Source organism: Aminobacter sp. MSH1 (assembly GCF_003071665.1).
In the GTDB taxonomy this organism is placed as follows: domain Bacteria; phylum Pseudomonadota; class Alphaproteobacteria; order Rhizobiales; family Rhizobiaceae; genus Aminobacter; species Aminobacter niigataensis.
Genome location: NZ_CP026265.1, coordinates 1,197,354 through 1,220,471, shown reverse-complemented (window position 1 = coordinate 1,220,471; position 23,118 = coordinate 1,197,354). Strand labels below are relative to the sequence as shown.

The window sequence follows — 23,118 nt, the reverse complement described above, 5'->3', positions numbered from 1 at the left end:
AACCTAATTTGAACCATGACGTGGGTTGCGTCGGGAGGGCTTTTGTCGATTACGGCGGACAACACGACGCGCCTGTGGACGCTCGTCGCCAAGGAGTTCTGGCGCAAGGCACGCCGGCGTTTGCGCGCCGGCCCGGCCTATCGCTGGCGCTATTCCGGACGTACGCCCGAACGCGTGCTCATTGCGCCGCCCGACCTGCGCCTCGCCGACCCCCAGATCGCGCTTGAAATCTACTATGGCCGCTTTCCGCTGTCCGGCCATCTGGTCGAAACAGGCGGCCAGTCGCCCTTCCTCGTCGACGTTCCCAATCGCGGCTGGCAACGCAGCCTGCACGGTTTCCGCTGGCTGCGCCACATGCGCGCTGCCGGCACTGAACTCGCCGCGGCGAACGCGCGGGCGCTCGTCTCCGACTGGATCGCCATGCATGGCAATCGCATTTCAGGCGTCGCCTGGGAGCCGGCGACCACCGCCAAGCGCATCATCGCCTGGCTGCAGCATTCCTCGGTAGTGCTCCAGGGCGCCGAATTCGCCTTCTACCGGTCCTTCCTGCGCTCGCTGGCGATGCAGATTCGTTACCTCCGGTCGATGGCGCGCGAAATGCCCGCCGGCAAGGACCGGCTGAGGGCGCGCATAGCACTTGCCTTCGCCGCCCTTTCCCTGCCAGCACCGGTCTCGGCGCTGCGCTCGGCCACGCGCAGTCTCGCCGAAGAACTCGACCGCCAGATCCTGCCCGACGGCGGTCATGTCTCGCGCAACCCCATGGCGGTGCTGGAGATCCTCGCCGACCTCCTGCCGCTGCGCCACACCTATGCCAATCAGGCCGAACAGCCGCCCTTGGCGCTGATCAATGCTGTCGAGCGCATGCTGCCAGCGCTGCGCTTCTTCCGCCACCAGGACGGCAGCCTCGCGCGCTTCAATGGCATGGGCGCCACCATCCACGACCGCATCGCCGCGATCCTGCGCCACGACGACACCGCCGGCTCGCCGCCGCTGCATGCCACCCATTCCGGCTACGAGCGCCTGGCCATGGGCGGCACGACGGTCATTGCCGACACCGGCACGGCCCCGCCCATCGACGTGTCGAACCACGCCCATGCCGGCTGCCTGTCCTTCGAGATGTCGTCGGGCCGGCAGCACTACATCGTCAACGCCGGCGTCGACACCTATGGCATCGCCGAACTGAGGCCGCTGGCGCGCGCCACCGCCGCGCATTCGACAGTGACGATCAACGACACCTCGTCGGCAAGTTTTGCCCATTCGCAGCGCGTCAGCGGCCTGCTCGGCAGCCCGCTGTTCGGCGGCCCCAAGTCGGTGCCCACCCAGCGGCTCGACAAGCCCGGCATCCATGGCTTTGTCGCCAGCCACGACGGCTACGCCCAGCGCTTCGGGCTCCATCATGAGCGCGAGCTCAGCCTGTCGGCCGGCGGCAGCATCCTGTCGGGTTGCGACCGCCTGCTTCGCGCCGGCAAGGCGCCAATCAAGAACGACGGCCGCGATCTCGTTGCCGTGCGTTTCCACGTCCACCCCGACGTCCAGCTGTTCCGTGACCAGAAGGAGCGGCTGGTGCTGACCGGCCCTGATATCGACACCTGGGTCTTCATCTCCCCGGACATTCCTGCCGAGGTCGAGGAATCGATCTATTTCGCCGGTCTCGGCGGGCCGCGCCGCTCGCGCCAGATCGTGCTGTCGTTCAAGGCTTCGGAAGTCTCCGAGGTGCACTGGCAATTCTCGCGAACCCGCATCATCAGCCGCCTCGAAAACTGAGCGAAAGGCGCTGCGCGCCTTGATTTCCAAGCGTCATATGGTACGCCGCCCTAGTGCATGACCCCGAAAATCGGTAACGATTTTCGGAAAGGATCATGCACCAATTAATTTGCTACAGCGTCCTTTGCGCGTCCCAAAAGACGCGCGGCGCTGTAGTCGCGTCTCTCATCCAGCCGTGAAAGGCCCCCTCGCCATGGCCGTTGTATCCAAGAAGATCCCCGCTCCCGATCTGGTGCCGATCCGCCGCGCCCTGCTGTCGGTTTCCGACAAGACCGGCCTGATCGAATTCGCCAAGTGCCTCGCCAATGTCGGCGTCGAACTCGTGTCGACGGGCGGCACGGCCAAGAGCATCGCAGCCGAAGGGATCGCAGTCCGCGACGTCTCCGAACTGACCGGATTTCCCGAGATCATGGACGGTCGCGTCAAGACGCTGCATCCATCGGTCCACGGCGCGCTGCTCGGCGTTCGCGACGATCCCGAGCACGCTGCCGCCATGGCCGAACACGGCATCGAGCCGATCGACCTTGTGGTGGTCAATCTTTACCCGTTCGAAGAGGTCCGCGATTCCGGCGCCCACTACGCCTCGATCGTCGAGAACATCGACATCGGCGGTCCGGCCATGGTCCGCGCCTCGGCCAAGAACCACGCCTATGTCGCCATCGTCACCGATCCGGCCGACTACAAGGACGTGCTCGACTCCATCGTCGCCAACAATGGCTGCCTGTCCTACGAGGCGCGCAAGAAGCTCGCCGCCAAGGCATTCGCCCGCACCGCCGCCTATGACGCCGCGATCTCCGGCTGGTTTGCCGAAGCGCTCGAAATCGACACGCCCGACTGGCGCGCATTCGGCGGCAAGCTGCAGAGCGTCATGCGCTACGGCGAGAACCCGCACCAGTCGGCCGGTTTCTACCTGACAGGCGACAAGCGCCCCGGCGTTGCGACCGCAACCCAGCTGCAGGGCAAGCAGCTCTCCTACAACAACATCAACGACACCGATGCCGCCTTCGAGCTCGCCGGCGAGTTCGATCCGGTCCGTACCGCAGCGGTCGCCATCATCAAGCACGCCAACCCCTGCGGCGTCGCCGAAGGTGCCTCTCTTGCCGAGGCCTATGCCAAGGCGCTGGCCTGCGACCCGGTCTCCGCCTTCGGCGGCATCGTCGCGATGAACCGCATCCTCGATGCCGAAGCGGCCGAGGAGATCGTCAAGATCTTCACCGAGGTCATCATCGCGCCCGACGCCACGCCGGAAGCCCAGGCCATCGTCGCCGCCAAGAAGAACCTGCGCCTGCTGGTAACGGGCGGCCTGCCCGATCCCGATCGCGCCGGCCTTGCGGTCAAGTCGGTTGCCGGCGGCCTGCTCGTCCAGTCGCGCGACAACGCCATCGTCGACGCCCTCGACCTCAACGTCGTCACCAAGCGCCAGCCAACCCAGCGCGAGATCGAGGACCTGAAATTCGCCTTCCGTGTCGCCAAGCACGTCAAGTCGAACGCCATCGTCTATGCCCGCGACCTTGCCACCGTCGGCATCGGCGCCGGCCAGATGAGCCGGGTCGATTCCTCCCGCATCGCCGCGCGCAAGGCCCTCGACGCGGCAGAGGCTGCCGGCCTCGCCGAGCCTCTGACCAGGGGCTCTGTCGTTGCCTCCGACGCCTTCTTCCCCTTCGCCGACGGACTGCTGTCAGCCGTCGAGGCAGGCGCCACCGCCGTCATCCAGCCGGGGGGCTCGATGCGCGACGAAGATGTCATCGCCGCCGCCGACGAGCACGGCATCGCCATGATCTTCACCGGCGTCAGGCATTTCAGGCACTGAAGCAACGTTCCTTCTCCCCTTGGGGGAGAAGGTGGATCGGCGCGAAGCGCCGAGACGGATGAGGGGTATTGGACGGAGTACTGCAGGTTCGATGCGTCCACCGCTCAGCGCGCTCGCCGCAGCTTCTCGTTTCTTCCAGCACCCCTCATCCGTCGCCTGCGGCGACACCTTCTCCCACAAGGAGAGAAGGAAGTACGCGCTTACTACACCTCGTCCGCCGGGTAAGGCGTCCGCAGCAGCACCGCCAGGCCGACGGCAAAGAAGATGATGATCATCGCCATGCCCAGGCGCGGCGAACCGCTCAACGCGGTGACGGTTGCGACCACGAAAGGCGCAACGAAACTGGTCGCCCGGCCCGACAAGGCATAGAGGCCAAAATAGCGCCCGGCCTCGTCGGCCGACACACTGCGCGCCATGTAGGAGCGCGACGAGGCCTGCACCGGACCGAAGGCGATACCGACCAAAAGGCCGAAGGCGATGTAGGCCTTTTCCGCCGGGGTGCCGAACAGCCCGCCGGTGTCGGCGCCTGGCATCTGCCAGATACCGAACAACGTGTAGCCCGGCCCGGTCGAGACGATGCCGATGGTGGCAATCGTCAGCAGCACCAGTGAAACCACCACCACCACCTTCGAGCCGAAACCAGTGTCGAGCCTGCTAGCGACGAGGCAGCCGAAGATCGCTATGACGTTGAGAATGATGCCGTAGATGCCGATCTCGGTGATGGTCCAGCCAAACATAGCTGCGGCGAACGCGCCGCCGAGCCCGAGCAGTGCATTGACGCCGTCCTGGTAGATCATGCGGGCGACAAGGAAGCGGAAGATGCCGGTGCGCTGGCGCACCTCGCCCAATGTCGATTTGAGTTCGCTCAGGCCCAGGCGCACGGCCGGGCGGATGGCAATGCCCTTGCCGCTGTCGGGCGTGAGCAGGAACATGGGCAGGATGAAGATCAGGTACCACAGCGCCGAGATCGGGCCGGTGGCACGTGCATCCTCGCCGAGTTTCGGATCGATGCCGAACAGCGGGTCGGCGCCGATGATGGTCTTGCCGGTTTCGGGCGATGCTGCCAGGAAGCCTACGACGAAGATCAGGACGATCATGCCGCCGAGATAGCCGAGGCCCCACGCTATGTTCGAAATCTTGCCGATCTCGTCCTTCGACACCAGGCGCGGCATCATCGAATCGTTGAACACGATCGAGAATTCCGCCGCAACTGACGCCAGCGAAAACAGCAAAACGATCGGCACGAGCGGCGAGCCGGGTTCGGCAAACCAGAGCATGCACAGGCTTAGCACCTTGATCGTCGCGAAGAAGGCGATCCACGGCTTGCGCGGCCCGGTCTGGTCGGCGATCGAGCCGAGGACGGGCGACAGGATGGCGATGACGAAGCCCGCTGCAGCGATGCCGTAGCCCCACGCTGCCTGGCCCATGGCCGGATCGGTCGCCATGCGCGAGACGAAGTAGGGGCCGAAGATGAAGGTGGTGACCACCGTGAAGAAGGGTTGCGCCGCCCAGTCGAACAGCATCCAGCCCCAGACGCCACGCCGCGGCGTACGTTGAACCACCATCGTCTCAGCCATCGTCCCTCCACGCGCGCCTCATCTGCGCGTCGTTGCGAGCTATAGCGCAGTTCGCTTGCGTGGTCCTTGAGGAAAATGCCCGCCGCGATCTCCGCGGCAGGCCGGTTTGACGAGCCACTATCGGCCTGACAGGTCACTCATCAGTCCCGCCGCGACGGTCAGCCGTGACACGCTGATATCGCCGCCCTCGGTCAGCGCCTGCAGCCGTTCGCGGGTACGGTTGATGCGCTCGCCGCCCGCCTCGAGCCAGGCCGCGACAGGGTCGGCAGCCTTGCCGAAGCCTGTAAGGGCCGCCACCGCAATGCCGCGCCGTGCCGCCCCGATCGTGTCCGACGCCCTAGAGAGGGCCAGCCCCTCATAATAGTCGGAGCTCGATATCGCATTGGCAGCGTCTTCGATGCGCGGGATGCGGAACGCCTCGCTGACGCTGAAGAACGACTTGGCGGCCGCGACGATATCGGCCTTGGCGGTCTTCGCCACCAACGCGATGTCGGGCACCAGTTCGCCGACTTCGAGCAGCGACAGCCGCTCGGCCAGCTTCTCCGGCGCACCGGCCGCGGCAAAACCCGCCTTCCGCTTCTGGATGCGGTCCTGGGTGAAGGCGGGCAGCATGCCGGCGAACTTGTGCTCGAGCGCCGCGCGTGCGCCATGCAGCTCTGCGATGCGGCTTGCCAGCGGCGTGTCGCCGTGGTCGTTCCTGAGGTACCAGCCGCAGGTCGCAAAGAGCAGCCTGCTCACCGCCTGGTAGAGATCAAGCTGCGTCATGCCATCGACGACATTGTCCAAAGCATCGATCTCGGCATAGAGCCCCGGCAGCGCAAAGCCGTCGCGTACAACTGCAAAGACGCGCGCCACATCCGCTGCCGATCGGCCGCTTGCTTCCTGCAGGCGGTTGACGAAGGATGGTCCGCCGCGATTGACGAGATCGTTGACCAGCACGCGCGTGATGATCTCGCGGCGCAGCCGGTGGCCGCCAATCTCAGCTTCGTATTTCTTGGCCATGCGGCCGGGGAAATAGCCCATCAGGTCGTGCGCGAACTGGGCATCGTCGGGCAGGTCGCTGGCGACGATATCGGAGAACAGCACGATCTTGGCGTAGGCCAAAAGCACGCCGAGCTCGGGCCGGGTCAGCGGTTCGTTGCGCGTCTGCCGCTCGGCGAGCGCTGCCGCGCTTGGCAGGTCCTCGACCGCGCGGTCGAGCAGGCCGCGCGTTTCGAGCGCACTCATGAAGCGGCCCTGGTGCGCGATGTCCTGCATGCCGCGGCGGGCGGCGAGAGACAGCGCCAGCGTCTGCTCATAGTTGTTGGCAAGCACCAGCCCGGCCACTTCCTCCGTCATCTCGGCAAGCAGCTTGTTGCGCGCCGGGCGCTGGAGCGAGCCGGCGCGCATCGCCGAAGCCAGTGCGATCTTGATGTTGACCTCGACGTCGGACGAGTTCACGCCGCCCGAATTGTCGATGGCGTCCGAATTGCAGCGCCCGCCCTTGAGGCCGAATTCGATGCGCGCCCTTTGCGTTGTACCGAGATTGGCGCCTTCGCCGATCACCTTGGCGCGAACCTCGCTGGCCGTAGCGCGGATCGCGTCATTGGCCCGGTCGCCGGCCTCCTGGTTGGTTTCGCCGGTCGCCCGCACATAGGTGCCGATGCCGCCGAACCACAACAGGTCGACCGGCGCCCGCAGGATGGCGCTCATGATCTCGGTCGGCGAAGCCGTGGTCTTCTCCAATCCGATCGTGGCAGCCGCGGCAGCCGGCAGCGTCACCGATTTCTGCGCCCGCGAGACGATCACGCCATCAGCCGACAGCTTCGACTTGTCGTAATCCTGCCAGCTCGACCGCGGCAGGGCGAACATGCGCTTGCGCTCGGCAAACGACGACGCCATGTCGGGATCGGGATCGATGAAGATGTCGCGATGGTCGAAGGCCGCAATCAGCCGTGTCTGCTCGGAGAGCAGCATGCCATTGCCGAACACGTCGCCCGACATGTCGCCGACACCGACCACGGTGAAAGGCGAGGTCTGGATGTCGCGGTTCATCTCGCGGAAATGGCGCTTCACTGCCTCCCAGGCACCGCGCGCGGTGATGCCCATCTTCTTGTGGTCGTAGCCGGCCGAGCCGCCCGAGGCGAAGGCATCGTCGAGCCAGAAGCCGTGCTTTTCGCTGATGCCGTTGGCGGTGTCCGAGAAGGTTGCCGTGCCCTTGTCGGCGGCGACGACGAAATACGGATCGTCGACGTCGCGTCGCACCACGTCCTTCGGCGGCACAACCTTGTCGCCGTCGATATTATCGGTGATCGACAGCATCGATGAGACGAAGTTGACGTAGGCTGCCCTACCCGCCTCGAAGATGGCATCGCGGCTGCCGCCGACCGGCAGCCGCTTGGGGAAGAAGCCACCCTTGGCGCCGACCGGAACGATGACGGCGTTCTTGACCTGCTGCGCCTTCACCAAGCCCAGCACTTCGGTGCGGTAGTCCTGCGCCCGGTCCGACCAGCGCAGGCCGCCGCGGGCCACCGCGCCGAAGCGCAGATGCACGCCCTCGACCTCGGAGCCGTAGACGAAGATCTCGCGCCAGGGCCGCGGCTCCGGCAGGCCGTCGACGCTGCGCGAGTCGAGCTTGATCGCCAGCGACTGGCCCCGCTCCTTCTTGCCGGCGACGAAATGGTTGGTCCGAAGCGACGCCTCTATCAGGTTGACGTAGCGCCGGATGATGGTGTCGTCGTCGATGTTCGGAACGGCCTCCAGCGCATCCTTGATCTTGGCCTTGAGATGCTTTGCCGTGACCAGCCCGTCCTTCTCCTGTGCCGGGTCGAGTCGGGCGAGGAACATCTGGTGCAGGCCGCGCGCGATATCGGGGTAGCGGTTGAGCGCTGCTGCGATGAAGTCCTGGCTCTGCGGAATGCCGGCCTGCTGGAGGTAGCGGCCATAGGCGCGCAGGATGACGATCTCGTTGGAGCCGAGCCCCGCCGTCTGCGCCAAAGCGTTGTAGCCGTCATTGTCGGCGTCGCCGTTCCACACCGACAGGAACACCTCCTCGAACAGCAGCCCGCCGTCGGCAAGGTCGACCGGCTGGCCGTAGGCGTTCTCCAGTTCCATGTCGTGGATGAAGATCTGGTCTTCGCCCTTTTCGCCGAGCTCGAAGGTGCGCTCGCTGATGACGCGGAAGCCCATGTTCTCGAGCAGCGGCACGCGCCGCGACAGCGCCAGCGGTGCGCCGTAGTGGTAGATCTTCAGCGAAGCCTGTTCCGGCGCCTGGCCGGCGTCGCGGTAGCAGTCGATGACGATCGGATTGGCGGCGCTGATCGTGGAAATCCGCTCGGCGTCGAGCAGGGCCGCGCCCGGCGAGAAGCTGTTCTGGTAGTCCTGCGGAAAATGGTTGGCGACGCTGACCAGCGACGCGGGCGAACCCGCCTCTGCCGAAGCTTCGCGCAGCCCGTCCTCCCAGGTGGTGACGATATCGCGGATCGCCGCCTCGATCGCTGCCTGCTCGACCTTTGGCGTCTTGCCGCCGGAGCGGCCGATGATGAAGTGGACGCGCGCCAGCCCGCCTTCGGGGAAGGCCGGGTAATAGGCTGACAGACGGCCTTCGAAGACCTTCCTGAGATAGGCGCCGATCCGCTCGCGGGCGACCGAATCGTAGCGGTCGCGCGGCACGAAGACGAGGATCGAGACGAAGCGGTCGAACTGGTCGACACGGACCAGCGCACGAACGCGTGGCCGCTCCACCAGGCCGAGGATCGCCTCGGCATGCTTGCGCAGCGCCGGCACCGCTATCTGGAAAAGCTCGTCGCGCGGATAGGATTCGAGCACGTTGATCAGTGCCTTGCCGGAATGATCGGCAGGATCGAAGCCCGACTTCTGGATCACCGCTTCGGCCTTGGAGCGCAGATAGGGGATCTTCATCACCGAGCGGGTGTAGGCCGTCGAGGTGAACAGGCCGACGATGCGCAATTCGCCCGAAAGCTGGCCCTTGGCGTCGTAGGTCTTCACGCCGATGTAGTCGAGATAGGCGCGGCGGTGCACCGCCGACTTGGCATTGGCCTTGGTGACGATCAGCGGATCGGGGCCATGCAGGAAGACGCGGATCTCGGGCGTCGTAGAGATCGCATCGACGATGTCGCGGCGCAGCACCAGCACGTCGGGGTCGGCAAGGATGCCCAGGCCCGGCTTGTCGGCGCGCTCCAGCGTGCCGCTCTTTTCGCCACCCGAATATTTGAACTCGCGCATGCCAAGGAAAGTGAAATTGTCGTCTCGCAGCCATTCCAGGAAGGCGATCGCCTCGGTCACCGCGTTCTTGTCGAGCGGGATCGGCGCATAGCGGAATTCCGAGATCGCCTGGTCGAGCCGGGCCAGCATGCGCTTCCAGTCGGTGACGGCGGCGCGGACTTGGCCGAGCAGCTTCTTCAGCCGTTCGCGCAGCGCTTCGGCGGCGTCCTTGCCGAGCAGCGGGATGTGCACATGGATGACGCTCAGCTTGTCGACGCCCTGGTCGCCCTTGCCGTCGCCCAGGATTTCGTCGACGCCGGTGCGACCGTGTCGCACGTGGAGGACCGGATGGGTGACGAGTACCGGCTCGCCTGCAGCCTCGGTGATCTCGCCGAGGACCGAATCGAACAGGAACGGCATGTTGTCGTTGACGACGGTTACGACAGTTACCGGCCGGCCATGGCGGATAACCCCCGCCCCGGTCTCGATGTCGATCACCGAAGATCCCTTGCGATGCTTGAGAACGGCCTGTTCGGCCAATTGGGCGGCCCGTTCCAGCATGCCGGGTTCGTAGTCCGCCACGTCCTCGGCCGGAGCGCGACCAAGCAACAGTTCGAGAATCTGGGGAGGTCTGTTGGAAGATTTCGAGGAAGATGCAGTCTTGGCGGAACTCGCCTTCGACTTCATTGGTTCGGCCATGACGCTAGTTTCTCCCGTCCCGTCACATGCTTTTGCGACTATCGTAGCAGATGGCCCGCCTTTAGCGACAAAGGTTTGACGGAACGTATGGAAAAACGCCTAGGCAATAGGCAGAAAATGCCTGAATTCTAGGCTGACGCAACGTCCGCAAGGCGCACGCCATCGACATGTTGCCGAAACAGTTGTCATTACCTCACGGCAATCGCGGCGGCGGCCCCGGCCATCGTCGTCGCACTCACCCGATTGGCGATTCGCATCGCCTGCTGGCTCCTCAAAAGCTTGCGCGCGTGCGCGGCCGCAAACACCCAACAAAGGTCGATGGCGACCAGCACGGCCGCCATGGTCAGCGTTAGTTCCAGCCAGCCGACAACAGTGACGGAAGCGAGGTCGATGATGGTCGGCAGCAAAGCGAGGTAGAACATCATGATCTTGGGGTTGCCCAGCGTCACCGCCATGCCGGCGGCAAACAGCCTGACGGCTGAATCTTGGCGCGGCATCTCGCCTTCACGCGCCTCGGCCGGCGCAGTCCACATCTTCCAGGCAAGATAGACGAGATAGGCGACGCCGAGCCATTTCACGACCACGAAGGCCAGGTGGAAAGATTGCGCCACGAAGGCGAGCCCGAACACCGCGAGCGACAGCCAGATCGCCTCACCGACCCACATCGCGGCCAGAAACGGCAGCACGTCGCGAAACCCCTTGGAGATCACCCGCGCAACCAGGGCGGCGATCGACGGGCCGGGCGAACCCGCGGCGACAAGCAGCGCACCGGCAAAGATCAGAAGCGACGTCGGTTCCATCGTCTTTCCCTCAAACTGGCAGCCAGAGCTTATGGCAACGAGCGGAACTTGCAACTGGCGGACGATGGCCGGCCGTAATGACGCAACTTGATAGAGCGGGACGCCAGGAGGCCTTGCTCACGACAAGCTTCGGGCAGATGGTTCGTCCCGCGCTGGCAAGATGCCGGGTGGCCGGCCTGTCGGCACGCCACGGGAGATTGATCATGGCCAAGTTTCTCTTCGTCTATCATGGCGGTGCGATACCGCAGTCCGAAGAAGAAGGCGCAAAGGTGATGAAGGCCTGGATGGACTGGTTCGCCGGCTTGGGTGCCGCCGTCGTCGACGGCGGTGCACCGGTCGGCAAATCCCAGACGGTCGCCGCCAACGGCGCGGTCAGCAATGACGGCGGCGCCAATCCGGTGAGCGGCTATTCGGTCTTCGACGCGAAAGATGCCGCCGACGCTGCGCGCATCGCCAAGGGTTGCCCGATCCTTGCGGCCGGTGGTTCTGTCGAGGTAGCGCCGATCATCGAGATGTGACGCTGGACGCAATCTATCCTGCAAACAAAAAAGGCGCCTCCAGTGGAGACGCCCTTTTTGATCAAATCTGGTGGCTTACGCCGCGCCCTTCGACTTTTCGAAGCGCTTGCGCTCGTTCGGGTCGAGATAGAGCTTGCGCAGGCGGATGGTCTTCGGCGTCACCTCGACCAACTCGTCGTCCTGGATCCAGGCCAGAGCGCGCTCGAGCGTCATGCGGATCGGTGGCGTCAGGCGCACTGCTTCATCCTTGCCGGCGGCGCGGATGTTGGTCAGCTTCTTGCCCTTCAGCACGTTGACCTCGAGGTCGTTGTCGCGGCTGTGGATGCCGATGATCATACCCTGATAGACCTTGACGCCGGCATCGATGACCATCGGGCCGCGATCTTCGAGGTTCCACATGGCGAATGCCACCGACTCGCCCTGATCGTTGGAGATCAGGACGCCATTGGTGCGGCCTGGCAGCTCGCCCTTGTAGGCCTGATAGGAGTGGAACAGGCGGTTCATGACAGCCGTGCCGCGCGTATCGGTCAAAAGCTCGGACTGGTAGCCGATCAGGCCGCGCGTCGGCGCGTGGAACACCAGGCGCTGGCGGTTGCCGCCCGAAGGACGCAGCTCGACCATCTCGGCCTTGCGCTCCGACATCTTCTGCACGACGATGCCGGCATGCTCCTCGTCGACGTCGATGACGACTTCTTCGACGGGCTCGAGCAGTTCGCCGTTCTCGTCCTTCTGCATGACCACGCGCGGACGCGACACGGCAAGCTCGAAGCCTTCGCGGCGCATCGTTTCGATCAGCACCGCGAGCTGCAATTCGCCACGGCCGGAAACGAAGAACGAGTCCTTATCAGGCGATTCCTCGATCTTGAGTGCGACGTTGCCTTCGGCTTCCTTGAGCAGGCGGTCGCGGATGACGCGGCTGGTCACCTTGTCGCCCTCGGTGCCGGCCAGCGGCGAGTCGTTGACGATGAAGGACATGGTGACGGTCGGCGGATCGATCGGCTGGGCGGCCATCGGCGCGTTCACTGACGGATCGCAGAAGGTGTCGGCCACGGTGCCCTTCGAAAGACCGGCAATGGCGACGATGTCGCCTGCATGGGCTTCTTCGATCGGCTGACGCTCGATGCCGCGGAAGGCGAGGATCTTGGTGACGCGGCCGTTTTCCAGCAGCGTGCCGTCATGGTGCAGCACCTTGACCGCCTGGTTGGGCTTCAGCGTGCCCGCCGCGATACGGCCGGTGATGATGCGGCCGAGGAACGGATTGGCCTCGAGAATGGTGCCGATCATGCGGAACGGGCCGGGGTTAACCGTCGGCGCCGGAACATGCTTGAGCACGAGATCGAACAGCGGCGCCAGGCCCTGGTCCTTGGGGCCTTCCGGATTCTCGGAAACCCAGCCATCGCGGCCCGAACCGTAGAGGATCGGGAAGTCGAGCTGCTCGTCGGTGGCGTCGAGCGCTGCGAAGAGGTCGAACACCTCGTTGATGACTTCCTGGTGGCGGGCGTCGGGGCGGTCGATCTTGTTGATCACCACGATCGGACGGAGGCCGACCTTGAGCGCCTTGCCGACCACGAACTTGGTCTGCGGCATCGGGCCTTCGGCAGCGTCGACCAGAACGATGGCGCTGTCGACCATCGACAGGATGCGCTCGACCTCGCCGCCGAAATCGGCGTGGCCCGGCGTATCGACGATGTTGATGCGGGTATCCTTCCAGTCGACCGAGGTCGCCTTGGCCAGGATGGTGATGCCACGTTCTTTTTCGATGTCGCCCGAATCCATCGCGCGCTCGGCGACGCGCTGATTTTCACGGAACGAACCGGATTGCTTGAGAAGCGCATCGACCAGGGTTGTTTTGCCATGGTCGACGTGCGCGATGATCGCGATATTGCGGAGGTTCATATGTCTACTCGGGAGCGTTGCGGGCACTGCCTGACGACGCGCCGCGTTTCGTGTGGCCGGGCTCTTACAGCTTTTTTCGCAAATGCGAAAGGGGGGCGGACAAATCGACTGATTTTCCGTGCCCCCGCAAGGTTACAAAATGTCGCCCCAGTCGACCCGGCGCGCCGTCTTGAACAGCTCGCCGTCGCGCTTGGTCAAAAGCTTCTCCTCCACCGAACCGTTGGCCTGGCAGAGTTTGAGCTGGACCTTCCCCGACCCGCCGCGCGCCGGCGCCAGCACCCGGGCGGCAAAGGGTTCAACTGGCGCCCGTGAAGCTGCAAGGAAGATGTATTTCTCGTCTTCCCACGGCACGTCGCCGCGCTTGGTCAAGCGATGCAGGCGCGAGCGCGCCACGCGCCGCGAAAAATGGCACCAGTCGGGCTCGACGATCGGGCAGGTCTGGCTGTGCGGGCAAGGCGCCACCAGATGTGCTCCCAGCTCGATGAGCCGCGACCGCACCACCATCATGCGCCGCCAGCCGGCCGGCGTGCCCGGCTCCACGATCACCAGCAGTCCCGATGCGGCAGCCCAAAGCCGCTCGACCAACGCAAGCCCTTCCGCCGCCGACAGCTCGTCCAGCACATAGGCCAAGGTGACCAGATCGGCTTTTTCCGCCTCGAAGCTCTTGGAGGCATCTGCCGCGCGCCATTCGACCTTATCGACGCCTGAATGTGCGGAAAGCTCCGCGCCGACCTTCCGGATCGACTGGCTGGCCTCCAGCATGAGGGCTTGCGATAGCGAAGGCCAGCAATCCGAAACTGCCCAAAGTACCGTTCCCGGTCCGGCACCGACATCGAGCAGGCTTTTCGGCGCGAACTCCGGCACCAACTCAGCCGCGCTCTCGAGGCTCGCCCGCACGGCGGCAAAGGTCGCCGGCAGCCGTGTCGCCAGATAGGCGCGCGCAAACATCTCGTCGGACAGGTGCAGGCGCCCATCGCGCGTCTCGGCACGATAGCGCAAGGACAGCGTGTCGGCGGCGCGCTGCAACTCGGCGAGCGGCACGCCTTCCAGTGCACGGTCGACCGCCGCCCGCAATGTTGCTGGTAGTTCCATCTGCCTTCGGGATCCGCGTTAGCTCAGGAGATTCAGGTCAGGCCGCGCTTTTCCATCATCGCTTCGGGCGACGGCATCTTGCCGCGGAAGGCCTTGTAGAGTTCTTCCGGGTCGGCCGAGCCGCCGGCCGAATAGATGTGCTTGCGCAGCTTTTCGGCCATCGCCGGATTGAAGGCGTCGCCCGTCTCCTCGAAAGCGGCGAAAGCGTCGGCATCGAGCACTTCCGACCACATGTAGGAGTAGTAACCGGCCGAATAGCCCTCGCCCGAGAACACATGCAGGAAGTGCGGCGTGCGGTGGCGCATGACGATGGCCTCGGGCATGCCGAGCTTTTCCAGCGTCTCCGCCTCGAAGGCCGCGGGCTCCGCCGGCGCATCGGGACGCGCGTGATAAGCCATGTCGACCAGCGCCGACGAGGTGAACTCGACGGTGGCGAAGCCGGCGCCGAACGTCTTGGCCGCCAGCATCTTGTCGAGCAGTTCCTTCGGCATCGCCTTGCCGGTCTTGTAGTGCAGCGCGTGCTTTTCGAGCACCGCCGGCACTGTCAGCCAGTGTTCGTAGAGCTGCGACGGCAGCTCGACGAAGTCGCGGCTGACCGAGGTGCCCGACACCGACGGCCAAGTGACGTCGGTGAGCATGCCGTGCAGCGCGTGGCCGAACTCGTGGAACAGCGTCTTGGCCTCGTCGAGCGACAGCAGCGCCGGCTCGCCTGCCGCCGGCTTTGCGAAGTTCATGATGTTGTAGATGACGGGCGTCGAGCCCTTGCCCAGCCTGTGGCCCGATTGCAGCGAACTCATCCATGCGCCGGAACGCTTCGACTGCCGCGCGAAATAGTCGGCCAGAAACAGGCCGCGCTTGCTGCCGTCGGCGTTGAACACCTCGAACACCCGGGCATCCGGGTGCCAGGCGGCAATGCCCGGCTTTTCCTTGAAGGTGACGCCGAACAGCCGCGTCGCCACGTCGAAGCAGGCGTCGATGATCTTTTCCAGCTGGAGATAGGGCTTCAGTTCGGCCTCGTCGAAGGCATATTTCTCCGCCCGCAGCTTCTCCTGGTAGAAGCGCCAGTCCCAGGCGGCGAGCTTGTCGTTGCTGCCAGCCGCTGCCGCCAGCCTCTGCAGTTCGGCCTCGTCCGCGGCAGCCTTCTCGCGCGCCTTGTTCCAGACGGGCTCGAGCAGCTCCATCACCGCCTTCGGCGTCTTGGCCATGGTGTCGTCGAGCTTCAGCGCCGCATAGCTGTCGTAACGCAGCAGCTTCGCCTTTTCAGCGCGAAGGCGAAGCGTATCGCGCACCACGCCGGCATTGTCGGTCGCACCGCCGGTTTCGCCACGGCCGGCAAACGCCTTGAAGGCCTTTTCACGCAGGTCGCGCCGCTCGGAGAAGGTGGTGAAGGGCTCATAGATCGAGCGCGACAGGGTGACGGCATATTTGCCCTTCTGGCCGCGCGTCTCGGCAGCCTGGGCCATCGCGCCGCGGACGAATTCGGGCAGACCGGCAAGGTCGCCCTCGTCGAGGAACAGCACCCATTCCTTTTCGTCGGCAAGCACGTTCTGGCCGAACTTGGCGCCGAGCGACGCCAGTTCCTCCTGGATGGCGGCCAGCCGCTTCTTGCCCTCGGGGTCGAGCTTGGCGCCGGAGCGGACAAAACCCTTCCAGGTCTTTTCGAGCACCCGCAGCGTCTCGGCATCGAGACCGAGCGCGGCGCGGCGGGCGTAGAGATCGTCAATGCGGGCGAACAGCTGCTCGTTCATCGAGATGGCCGAGAAGTGGCGGGCCATCTTCGGCGAGATCTCGCGCTCCATCGCCTGGATCGCATCGTTGGTATGGGCACCGGCCCGGCACCAGAAGATCGACGAGACACGGTCGAGCGCGACGCCTGCCAGCTCCAGCGCCTCGAGCGTGTTGGCAACCGTTGCCGGTTCGGCGTTGGCCGCGATCGCGTCGACCTCTGCGGCATGCGCCGCGAGTGCCGCGTCGAACACCGGGCCGAAATCGCCGTCCTCGATCCTGGTGAAATCCGGCAGGCCAAGCGGCCCGGCCCAATGGGTCAGCGGATGACGCGCGAGATCGATTTTTGGGCTGACGGACATGGAATGGCTTCCTCGATTGGCATTCGGGTGCAGACAGCTTCGATGTAGGGCCGGACCGGAAGCTGCGCAACCGCATTGACTCGCCGCCCATGGCAAACTAAGCAAGCCATATAATAAGGATTGCTTATTAATATGCCCGCCAGCAGCGAAACAGACACGTTCGGCTTCATCGTCAACGACCTGTCGCGCATCATCCGCGCCGAGATGGACCGCCGTACCGGAGAAGCGGGCCTTGGCCTGACCACCGGCGAGGGCCGCGTGCTGTTCAACGTCCGCCGTGCCGGCCCGATCCGCCAAACCGCTCTCGCCGAGCGCCTCGGCATCGAGGCGATGACGCTGAGCGGTCTTGTCGACCGGCTCGAAGGCAAGGGGTATGTCGCGCGCCAGCCCGACCCGGCCGATCGCCGCGCCAAGCTCGTGACGCTGACCGACGCGGGCGCGGCCGTTGTTGCGCAGATCGAACCCATCGCCGCCGGCATCCGCAGCGACGCGGCGCAGGGTATCGATCCCGACGACTGGCAGCGCCTTCTCGTTGCCCTCAGGGCTGCCCGCGCCAATCTGCTGACCTCCCGCTCCGAAGCCCAGTCGACCGAAAGCACGGCGGCATGAACATGCGTCCCGACGTTGCCGCTGCTGCCGAACCGCTGGAAGCCGCCCCCGCTCCGATCATGAGCGAACGCCGGGTTTCCCTGATCGGCGGCCTGATGGTCGCCATCGGCCCGATCTCGCTTGCGCTCTTCACCCCGGCCATGCCCGAGATCGTCCAGGCCTTCGGCACCACCGAGGCGGCGGTCAAGATGACCCTGTCGCTCTATTTCGGCGGCTTCGCCTTCGCCCAGCTCGTCTGTGGCCCGCTTTCCGACGGTTTCGGCCGCCGTCCGATCACCCTCGTCTTCATGGCGATCTATCTCGCCGCATCGGTGCTTGCACTGGTCGCGCCCAACATCGAGACACTGGTCGCCGCACGCTTCCTCCAAGGCGTTGGTGCCGCCGTCGGCGTTTCGGTGGCGCGCGCGGTGGTCCGCGACGTCTTCACCAGCGAGCGCTCTGCCCGCATCATGAACATGATCGGCATATTGCTGGCGCTCGGCCCCGCAATCGCCCCGACACTGGGCGGCCTGACCATGGAATTCTTCGGCTGGCACGCCATCTTCATCGTCATGGTGCTGCTCGGCATCGTCGTCATGCTGGTCGCCATCTTCGCCCTGCGCGAAACGGTGACGCGCGATCTCGGCCGCATCCGACCCGCTGCACTCGCGAGTTCCTACGGCTCGCTGCTGCGCAGCCCCTACTTCGTCCTGTGCAGCCTGGTCATCGCCGGAACCTCCGGTGCGATCTATACGCAAGCGACGGTGCTTGCCTTCATCCTGATGGACCGTGTCGGCCTGACCGCCACCCAGTTCGGCGTCGGCATGCTGATGCAGACGGCAAACTTCATGGCTGGTGCCCTGATCATGCGCAGGCTGATGCCGCGCTACGGGGCGGCACGCATGGTGCCGGTTGGCCTGTTCTTCGTCGCCGTCGGCTCGATTGCCATGGCCATCGTGCTCAGGACCTACGAACCCACTTTCCTGCGCGTCATGGTTCCGGTCGGCATCTACGCCTTCGGCATTGCCATGGTCATGCCGGCCATGATGACGGCAGCCCTTGCTCCGTTCCCCAGCAATGCCGGCGCTGCCTCGGCGATGATGGGCTTTTTCCAGATGGGTGCGGGTATGGTCGGCGGCGCTGCCGCAGCCTGGATGGGCGATCCGGTCAACGCGCTGGCCACCGTCATCCCGCTGATGGGCCTCACTGCCATCCTGTCATGGCTGACCTGGCGCCGGCTGCCCGAGCCGGCGCTGATGACCCGCCTGAAATAGGCTCAGAACCCGTCACAATTCTCGCCGATGGTCATCTGGGTGTTGGCGACGATGAGGCCGTCCTTGGTGGTGAAGGTCTCGCGCGTCGTCATGTCGTTGTTGGGGAAATCGTAGCAGGTGCGCACGGCCACCGTGTCGCCCATCTCCGCTTCGACCTTGTGGCGGATCGTGGCGCCCTTCACGGCCGATTGCCACTCGTCCATGGAGGCCAGAAATTCCTGCTTGCTCTGGGTCACGCCGATGTCGTCGAGCCGGATCGTGGCATTCTCGGCCAGCAGCTCCGAAAGGGCCGCCCCGTCAGCCTTGAGCAGCGCCGCATACCAGCGGTCGACGATGCTCTCCTGTGCAACCCCACTGACAGTCACCAGCAACGCCAGGGCCACCGCCATCGCACGAATGGGTCTCATCGCACGCCTCCGTGTCGGATGACGGCATTAAACCCAGATCGCGACAGGAATGCCATGGCTATCCCGCCCGGGCGGCGACGGAAAACTCACCGTTTCTCCGCGCCGGTGCCGCTCGGCAATCAGCATCATCGCGCAGGCGTCGAGGAAATCGTCTGTCGCCGCCCCGCGCGGCAGCGCCTGATCGAGAAAACTGCGCTCATGACCGCAGCGTGCCAGCAACGTCTTGCGCTCTGCCATGCCGGCGGGATTGACGCTGCCCTTGATCTTCTTCGGCAGGCTCATCGCCTGTCCTCCGTTCAGTCGCCAGAACGCCACCTCAGGATGCGATTCGATCACCCGCCCGCGCAGTTCCGGCCGGGCGATCATCAATGCATCGATCTCGCGGATCTTGGAAAAGATGCCGAACGCCTGGATCGACACGCCGCGCCGCGGCACCGACGTGCGCATCGCCACGTCGCTCGACCGGCGATGGGCGGCATACCAGGCCTCGATATCGGTGAAGGCTGCCGCCTCGGCATGGACCGCTGCCCGCGACGGGATCGAAAACACGCTCGACTGCCGTTGGCCGAGCAACGGCCGCACCAGTGCCTCCGGCCCACGCCCGCCCTTGGTCGTGAAATCGGGAAGCCCGATCGGCATGTCGACCGCCACCACGGTGTCATCGGGCATCGCCGCCAGCAATTCTGCGAAGCTACCGAAGACTTGAGCGTACGTCCCGGCGTCGTTGCGGATCACCGCGATCCAGCCGGCCTTGCAGCCGTCGACGCCGGCAATCGTCACGCCTTGCGGCTCCTGGAGGGGTGGATCAGCGTGCGCAATTCGACCATCGCCATCGGATGCGACAGGCTCTGCGCATCGGTTTCGAGCTGCAGTTCGTCACCGCCGCGCTTCGACGTGCGGGCAAGAATCTCATAGACCGAGGCCGTGGTCGACTGCAGAGCCTTGGCTGCCGGCTGCCCGGCCAGCAGCCGCGCCAGGAAAACGGCAGCACTCAGGTCGCCGAGCCCGTTCGGCGGCCGCTCAACGGTGCGATGTTCGGCCAGTAGCGCCTGTGTCTGCGTGACCAGCAGGTTGCCGGTGCCGCCAGCCATCATCGCCGGGGCCGAAGTCACCAGCATGGTCGGAGGCGGTGCCGCGAGCGCTGCCGCCATCGTCGCCCGCATGTCGTCGAGCTTGGTGCCAGTCAGCCATTCCAGTTCATAGCGGTTGGGCGTGGCTATGTCGGCCAGCGGCAGCAGCCGGTCGCGAATGCCGGACGCCAGCGCCTCTGCGACGTAGAGCCCGCCGGAATCGCCGATGACGGGATCGCAGACGTAAAGCGCCTTCGGGTTCCGCGCTTTCACCGTCTCGACCAGCGAGGCCACCGCCTCTACCTGGCCGGCTTCGCCGAGATAGCCGGAAAGCACCGCCGTCACCTCGCCGAGCCAGGGCGCCCGCTCGAGATCGGCCATGAAGGCGGAAAACTGTTCGGTCGGCGGCACGATGCGCGTCGCCCGGCCATGGCCGGGATGCCACGGCAGCATGACGGTCGGCACCGCCCAGACCGGGTGCCCCAGCGTTTCCAGCGCAAACACCGCCGCACGATTGCCCACCGAGCCGCGCGCGACATGGCTCGACACGACGATCACCGCGCGTGGCGCGGCTGTCTCGGCTTGAATTGTCATGAAGTCATCCGCCTCGAACGAGATAGTTGATCAGCCACAGCACCAGGCCGACCGTCAGCACGAAGCCGAGGATGCGGCCGATACGCGTGCCCAGATGCTCGATCGGGTCAGCCTTGTCGACATCTGCGGCAGCGAGATGATTGCGCATCTCGTCGGCCTTGCGCGCCACGAAGGAGGCGCCGCCGGGATCGCTCTCGCGCGCGATGCGGTCGAGGATGCGGCGGGATTCCTTTTCGCCGTCGCTGTCTCTCGGCGAAGCCATCGTCAAAACTCTCCCGGCATCATCGCCATGGCGCGAACGGTTTTCTCCGCGCATGTTTGTGATAATGCTGTGCTATCAGTCGCTTTGTCGAGGGGACATTCCAATGCAGATGCAAGCTTCGCCGGGACTTCCTTCTTTCCGCCTTCTCCCGGCGTTTCTCGTTTTGATGCTTGTCGTGCCGTTCCTGTCGGCCTGCGGCTACAACACCATCCCGACCCAGGAAGAGCAGGCGAAAGCCGCATGGAGCGAGGTGCTGAACCAGTATCAGCGCCGCGCCGACCTCATCCCTAACCTGGTCGAAACCGTGAAGGGCTACGCCTCGCATGAAAAGGATGTGCTCGAAGGCGTCGTCGAGGCCCGCGCCAAGGCCACCCAGGTCACCGTCACGCCCGAGACGCTGACCGACCCCAATGCCTTCAAGGCCTTCCAGGAAAACCAGGCCGGCCTGACCAGCGCGCTGTCGCGCCTGCTCGCCGTCGTCGAGAACTACCCCGACCTGAAGGCCAACCAGAGCTTCCTCGCGCTGCAGGCGCAGCTCGAAGGCACCGAAAACCGCATCGCCGTTGCCCGCCGCGACTACATCGAGACCGTTCGCGTCTACAACACCTCGCTCAAGACCTTCCCTGCCATGCTTTGGAACACCTTCTGGTTCCGCAACGAGCCGTTCCAGAACTTCACCGTCGCCGAAGACAAGCTTGAGGCACCCAAGGTCAACTTCGGCACCAAGCAGGGCGGGTGAGGACGATAAGCATCGCTGGACCTCTCCGGTAAAGTTGCAGAAATGATCTTGAGCGCGGGCGTCTGGTCACCCCCCTCTGGCCTGCCGGCCATCTCCCCCGCAAGGAGGGAGATCAGCCCGCCGCACGGCCCGCGCCAATCAAAAAATTTGAAGGGTCAGCGTCACAGCCGACGCTGCCAATCTCTCCCCTTGCGGGGGAGACGGCCGGCCGGCCAGAGGGGAATGCTTAGACACGTCCTTGCTCTTGCTGCCCTGGTTCTTCTCTTGTGGGTTCCAGTAACCGCCGTCGCCGCCGAGTTGCCCGCCCTCACTGGTCGCGTCGTCGACGATGCCGGCATCATTGATGCCGCCACCGAGGCCGAACTTGTCCAGAAGCTCCAGGCTTTCGAGCAGAAGTCTTCCGACCAGATCGTCGTCGCCACCATCCCCGGCCTCGACGGCGAGGAAATCGAGCCCTACGCCAACCGCCTGTTCCGCGCCTGGAAGCTCGGCCAGGCCGGCGAGGACAACGGCGTGCTGCTGCTCGTCGCGCCCAACGACCGGCGCATGCGCATCGAGGTCGGCTATGGCCTGGAAGGCGTGCTGACCGACCTGCATACCAAGCTGATCATCGAAAACACCATGGTGCCGGCCTTTCGCGGTGGCGATTTCTCCGGCGGCATCTCCAGCGCCGTCGACGATATCGTCATGGTGGTCGAGGGTGAAGGTGCCGAGCTCGAGGCGCGGGCAAAACGCAACGAGCAGACCGGCCTGTCGGGCATGAGCGAAGACGACATCATCTTTTTCGTCTTCATCGCACTGTGGGCAGCTTTGTTCTTTGGCGGCATGGCCATGGCCATCTTGCCGCGCATCTATGGCCGCAAGCTCGGTCCTGGCCGCTACGAATGGCTGGGCATGACCTTCAACTACAACCAGCGCTCCGGCTCCTCGTCTCGCGGTGGCTGGACGTCGGGCGGAGGTGGCTGGTCTTCGGGCGGCGGTGGCGGCGGATGGTCGTCGGGTGGGGGCGGCTTTTCCGGTGGCGGTGGCTCCTCCGGCGGCGGCGGCTCTTCGGGAAGCTGGTAGGACGAAATGGCTGAAGTGACCCTCAATTCCGGCGACCATGAACGCATCGCAGCGGCTATCCGTGCTGCCGAAACCGAAACGTCGGGAGAGATCTACTGCGTCGTCGCCCGCCGCAGCGACGGCTATTTCTTCGCCGCGGCCTTCGCCGTCACTTTGGGCATCCTTCTTGTCAGCCTCGCGGCGGCTTTCGCGCTCGAATATTGGTGGGTCGCGGTCCGGCTGCCGCACTTCGTCGTCGTCCAGTTGCTGGCGGTCGCCGCCGCCTGTGCATTGCTGTGGTGGTTGCCCGGCTTGCGCCTCTGGCTGGTACCGCGCCGGCTGCTCTGGCGCGCGGCCCATGCCAATGCGCTCAGGCAGTTCCTCGCCCGCAACGTTCATCTGACCAGCGAACGCACCGGCGTGCTGATCTTCGTTTCGCTTGCCGAGCGCTATGCCGAAGTCGTCGCCGACGCCGGCATCAACGCCAAGGTGCCGCAGGACACCTGGGACGGCATCGTCCGCGATCTCACCACCCAAGCCCGCGACAACCGCCTCGCCGACGGTTTCGTTGCGGCCATCGCCACTGTCGGCGGCCTGCTGTCCCGGCATTTCCCCGTGTCGACAACCGACGTCAACGAACTCGACGACCACCTCGTCGAAATCTGACGCGTCAGGCGTCAGGCGCCGACTGCTG

At 65.1% G+C, this 23,118-nt stretch carries 18 protein-coding genes; 8 read left to right on the top strand and 10 right to left on the bottom strand.

Annotated elements, in window-relative coordinates; all coding sequences use genetic code 11:
* Positions 1-42: 42 nt before the first annotated feature.
* Both CO731_RS05975 and purH read left to right on the top strand, forming a co-directional pair.
* The gene (locus CO731_RS05975; protein ID WP_108606369.1) at positions 43-1,764 is read left to right on the top strand and encodes a heparinase II/III family protein; all 1,722 of its coding nucleotides are present in this window, start codon (positions 43-45) and stop codon (positions 1,762-1,764) included.
* A 193-nt stretch (positions 1,765-1,957) separates the two neighbouring features.
* Positions 1,958-3,574 carry a bifunctional phosphoribosylaminoimidazolecarboxamide formyltransferase/IMP cyclohydrolase gene (gene purH / locus CO731_RS05970; RefSeq protein WP_108606368.1) on the top strand — a complete coding sequence of 539 codons (1,617 nt, stop codon included), beginning with the start codon at positions 1,958-1,960 and terminating at the stop codon, positions 3,572-3,574.
* 203 nt (positions 3,575-3,777) lie between these two features.
* On the opposite strand, the gene CO731_RS05965 is transcribed toward purH, so the two are convergent.
* The 3 genes from CO731_RS05965 to CO731_RS05955 form a co-directional block, all read right to left on the bottom strand.
* Positions 3,778-5,151 carry an MFS transporter gene (locus CO731_RS05965; RefSeq protein ID WP_199914567.1) on the bottom strand — a complete coding sequence of 458 codons (1,374 nt, stop codon included), beginning with the start codon at positions 5,149-5,151 and terminating at the stop codon, positions 3,778-3,780.
* A gap of 117 nt (positions 5,152-5,268) precedes the next feature.
* Entirely contained in the window at positions 5,269-10,053 is a 4,785-nt protein-coding gene (locus CO731_RS05960) for an NAD-glutamate dehydrogenase (protein ID WP_108606367.1), read from the bottom strand.
* Between the two features lie 188 nt (positions 10,054-10,241).
* Positions 10,242-10,853 (bottom strand): LysE family translocator, encoded by a 612-nt coding sequence (locus tag CO731_RS05955; protein WP_108606366.1) that lies wholly within the window; start codon positions 10,851-10,853, stop codon positions 10,242-10,244.
* A gap of 203 nt (positions 10,854-11,056) precedes the next feature.
* On the opposite strand from CO731_RS05955, the gene CO731_RS05950 reads away from it, so the two are divergent.
* Positions 11,057-11,371, top strand: a complete 315-nt coding sequence (locus CO731_RS05950; RefSeq protein WP_108606365.1) for a YciI family protein — start codon at positions 11,057-11,059, stop codon at positions 11,369-11,371.
* A gap of 75 nt (positions 11,372-11,446) precedes the next feature.
* On the opposite strand, the gene typA is transcribed toward CO731_RS05950, so the two are convergent.
* The 3 genes from typA to CO731_RS05935 all read right to left on the bottom strand — a co-directional run bounded on the left by typA (position 11,447) and on the right by CO731_RS05935 (position 16,446).
* Complete coding sequence (gene typA / locus CO731_RS05945; protein ID WP_108606364.1) at positions 11,447-13,267, bottom strand: translational GTPase TypA; 1,821 nt, start codon at positions 13,265-13,267, stop codon at positions 11,447-11,449.
* 132 nt (positions 13,268-13,399) lie between these two features.
* Entirely contained in the window at positions 13,400-14,359 is a 960-nt protein-coding gene (locus CO731_RS05940; protein ID WP_108606363.1) for a small ribosomal subunit Rsm22 family protein, read from the bottom strand.
* Between the two features lie 32 nt (positions 14,360-14,391).
* A complete protein-coding gene (locus CO731_RS05935; protein ID WP_108606362.1) occupies positions 14,392-16,446 on the bottom strand; it encodes a M3 family metallopeptidase in 2,055 nt (684 codons plus the stop codon).
* A 132-nt stretch (positions 16,447-16,578) separates the two neighbouring features.
* Between CO731_RS05935 and CO731_RS05930 the strand changes: the two genes are divergently transcribed.
* Together CO731_RS05930 and CO731_RS05925 are read left to right on the top strand one after the other, a co-directional pair.
* Positions 16,579-17,055 (top strand): MarR family transcriptional regulator, encoded by a 477-nt coding sequence (locus CO731_RS05930; protein ID WP_108606361.1) that lies wholly within the window; start codon positions 16,579-16,581, stop codon positions 17,053-17,055.
* Positions 17,052-18,308, top strand: a complete 1,257-nt coding sequence (locus tag CO731_RS05925; RefSeq protein WP_108606360.1) for a multidrug effflux MFS transporter — start codon at positions 17,052-17,054, stop codon at positions 18,306-18,308. Before CO731_RS05930 ends, CO731_RS05925 begins: the two co-directional genes overlap by 4 nt.
* A 2-nt stretch (positions 18,309-18,310) precedes the next feature.
* Here CO731_RS05925 and CO731_RS05920 read toward each other — a convergent pair whose 3' ends face one another.
* Genes CO731_RS05920 through CO731_RS05905 form a run of 4 tightly spaced genes read right to left on the bottom strand, consistent with a single transcriptional unit; the run spans position 18,311 to position 20,641 of the window.
* Positions 18,311-18,715: a nuclear transport factor 2 family protein gene (locus CO731_RS05920; RefSeq protein ID WP_108606359.1), complete on the bottom strand. Its 405-nt coding sequence runs from the start codon at positions 18,713-18,715 to the stop codon at positions 18,311-18,313.
* A gap of 27 nt (positions 18,716-18,742) precedes the next feature.
* Entirely contained in the window at positions 18,743-19,495 is a 753-nt protein-coding gene (locus CO731_RS05915; protein WP_108606358.1) for a DUF429 domain-containing protein, read from the bottom strand.
* Positions 19,492-20,379 carry a pyridoxal kinase PdxY gene (gene pdxY / locus CO731_RS05910; protein ID WP_183262830.1) on the bottom strand — a complete coding sequence of 296 codons (888 nt, stop codon included), beginning with the start codon at positions 20,377-20,379 and terminating at the stop codon, positions 19,492-19,494. Before pdxY ends, CO731_RS05915 begins: the two co-directional genes overlap by 4 nt.
* A 4-nt stretch (positions 20,380-20,383) precedes the next feature.
* On the bottom strand, positions 20,384-20,641 hold the full coding sequence (locus tag CO731_RS05905) for a hypothetical protein (RefSeq protein ID WP_055975022.1): 258 nt from the start codon (positions 20,639-20,641) through the stop codon (positions 20,384-20,386).
* A gap of 109 nt (positions 20,642-20,750) precedes the next feature.
* On the opposite strand from CO731_RS05905, the gene CO731_RS05900 reads away from it, so the two are divergent.
* The 3 genes from CO731_RS05900 to CO731_RS05885 all read left to right on the top strand — a co-directional run bounded on the left by CO731_RS05900 (position 20,751) and on the right by CO731_RS05885 (position 23,090).
* Complete coding sequence (locus CO731_RS05900) at positions 20,751-21,380, top strand: LemA family protein (RefSeq protein WP_108609659.1); 630 nt, start codon at positions 20,751-20,753, stop codon at positions 21,378-21,380.
* 222 nt (positions 21,381-21,602) lie between these two features.
* Entirely contained in the window at positions 21,603-22,445 is an 843-nt protein-coding gene (locus CO731_RS05890) for a YgcG family protein (RefSeq protein WP_199914565.1), read from the top strand.
* Between the two features lie 6 nt (positions 22,446-22,451).
* Positions 22,452-23,090: a TPM domain-containing protein gene (locus CO731_RS05885; RefSeq protein WP_108606356.1), complete on the top strand. Its 639-nt coding sequence runs from the start codon at positions 22,452-22,454 to the stop codon at positions 23,088-23,090.
* Positions 23,091-23,118 lie beyond the last annotated feature (28 nt).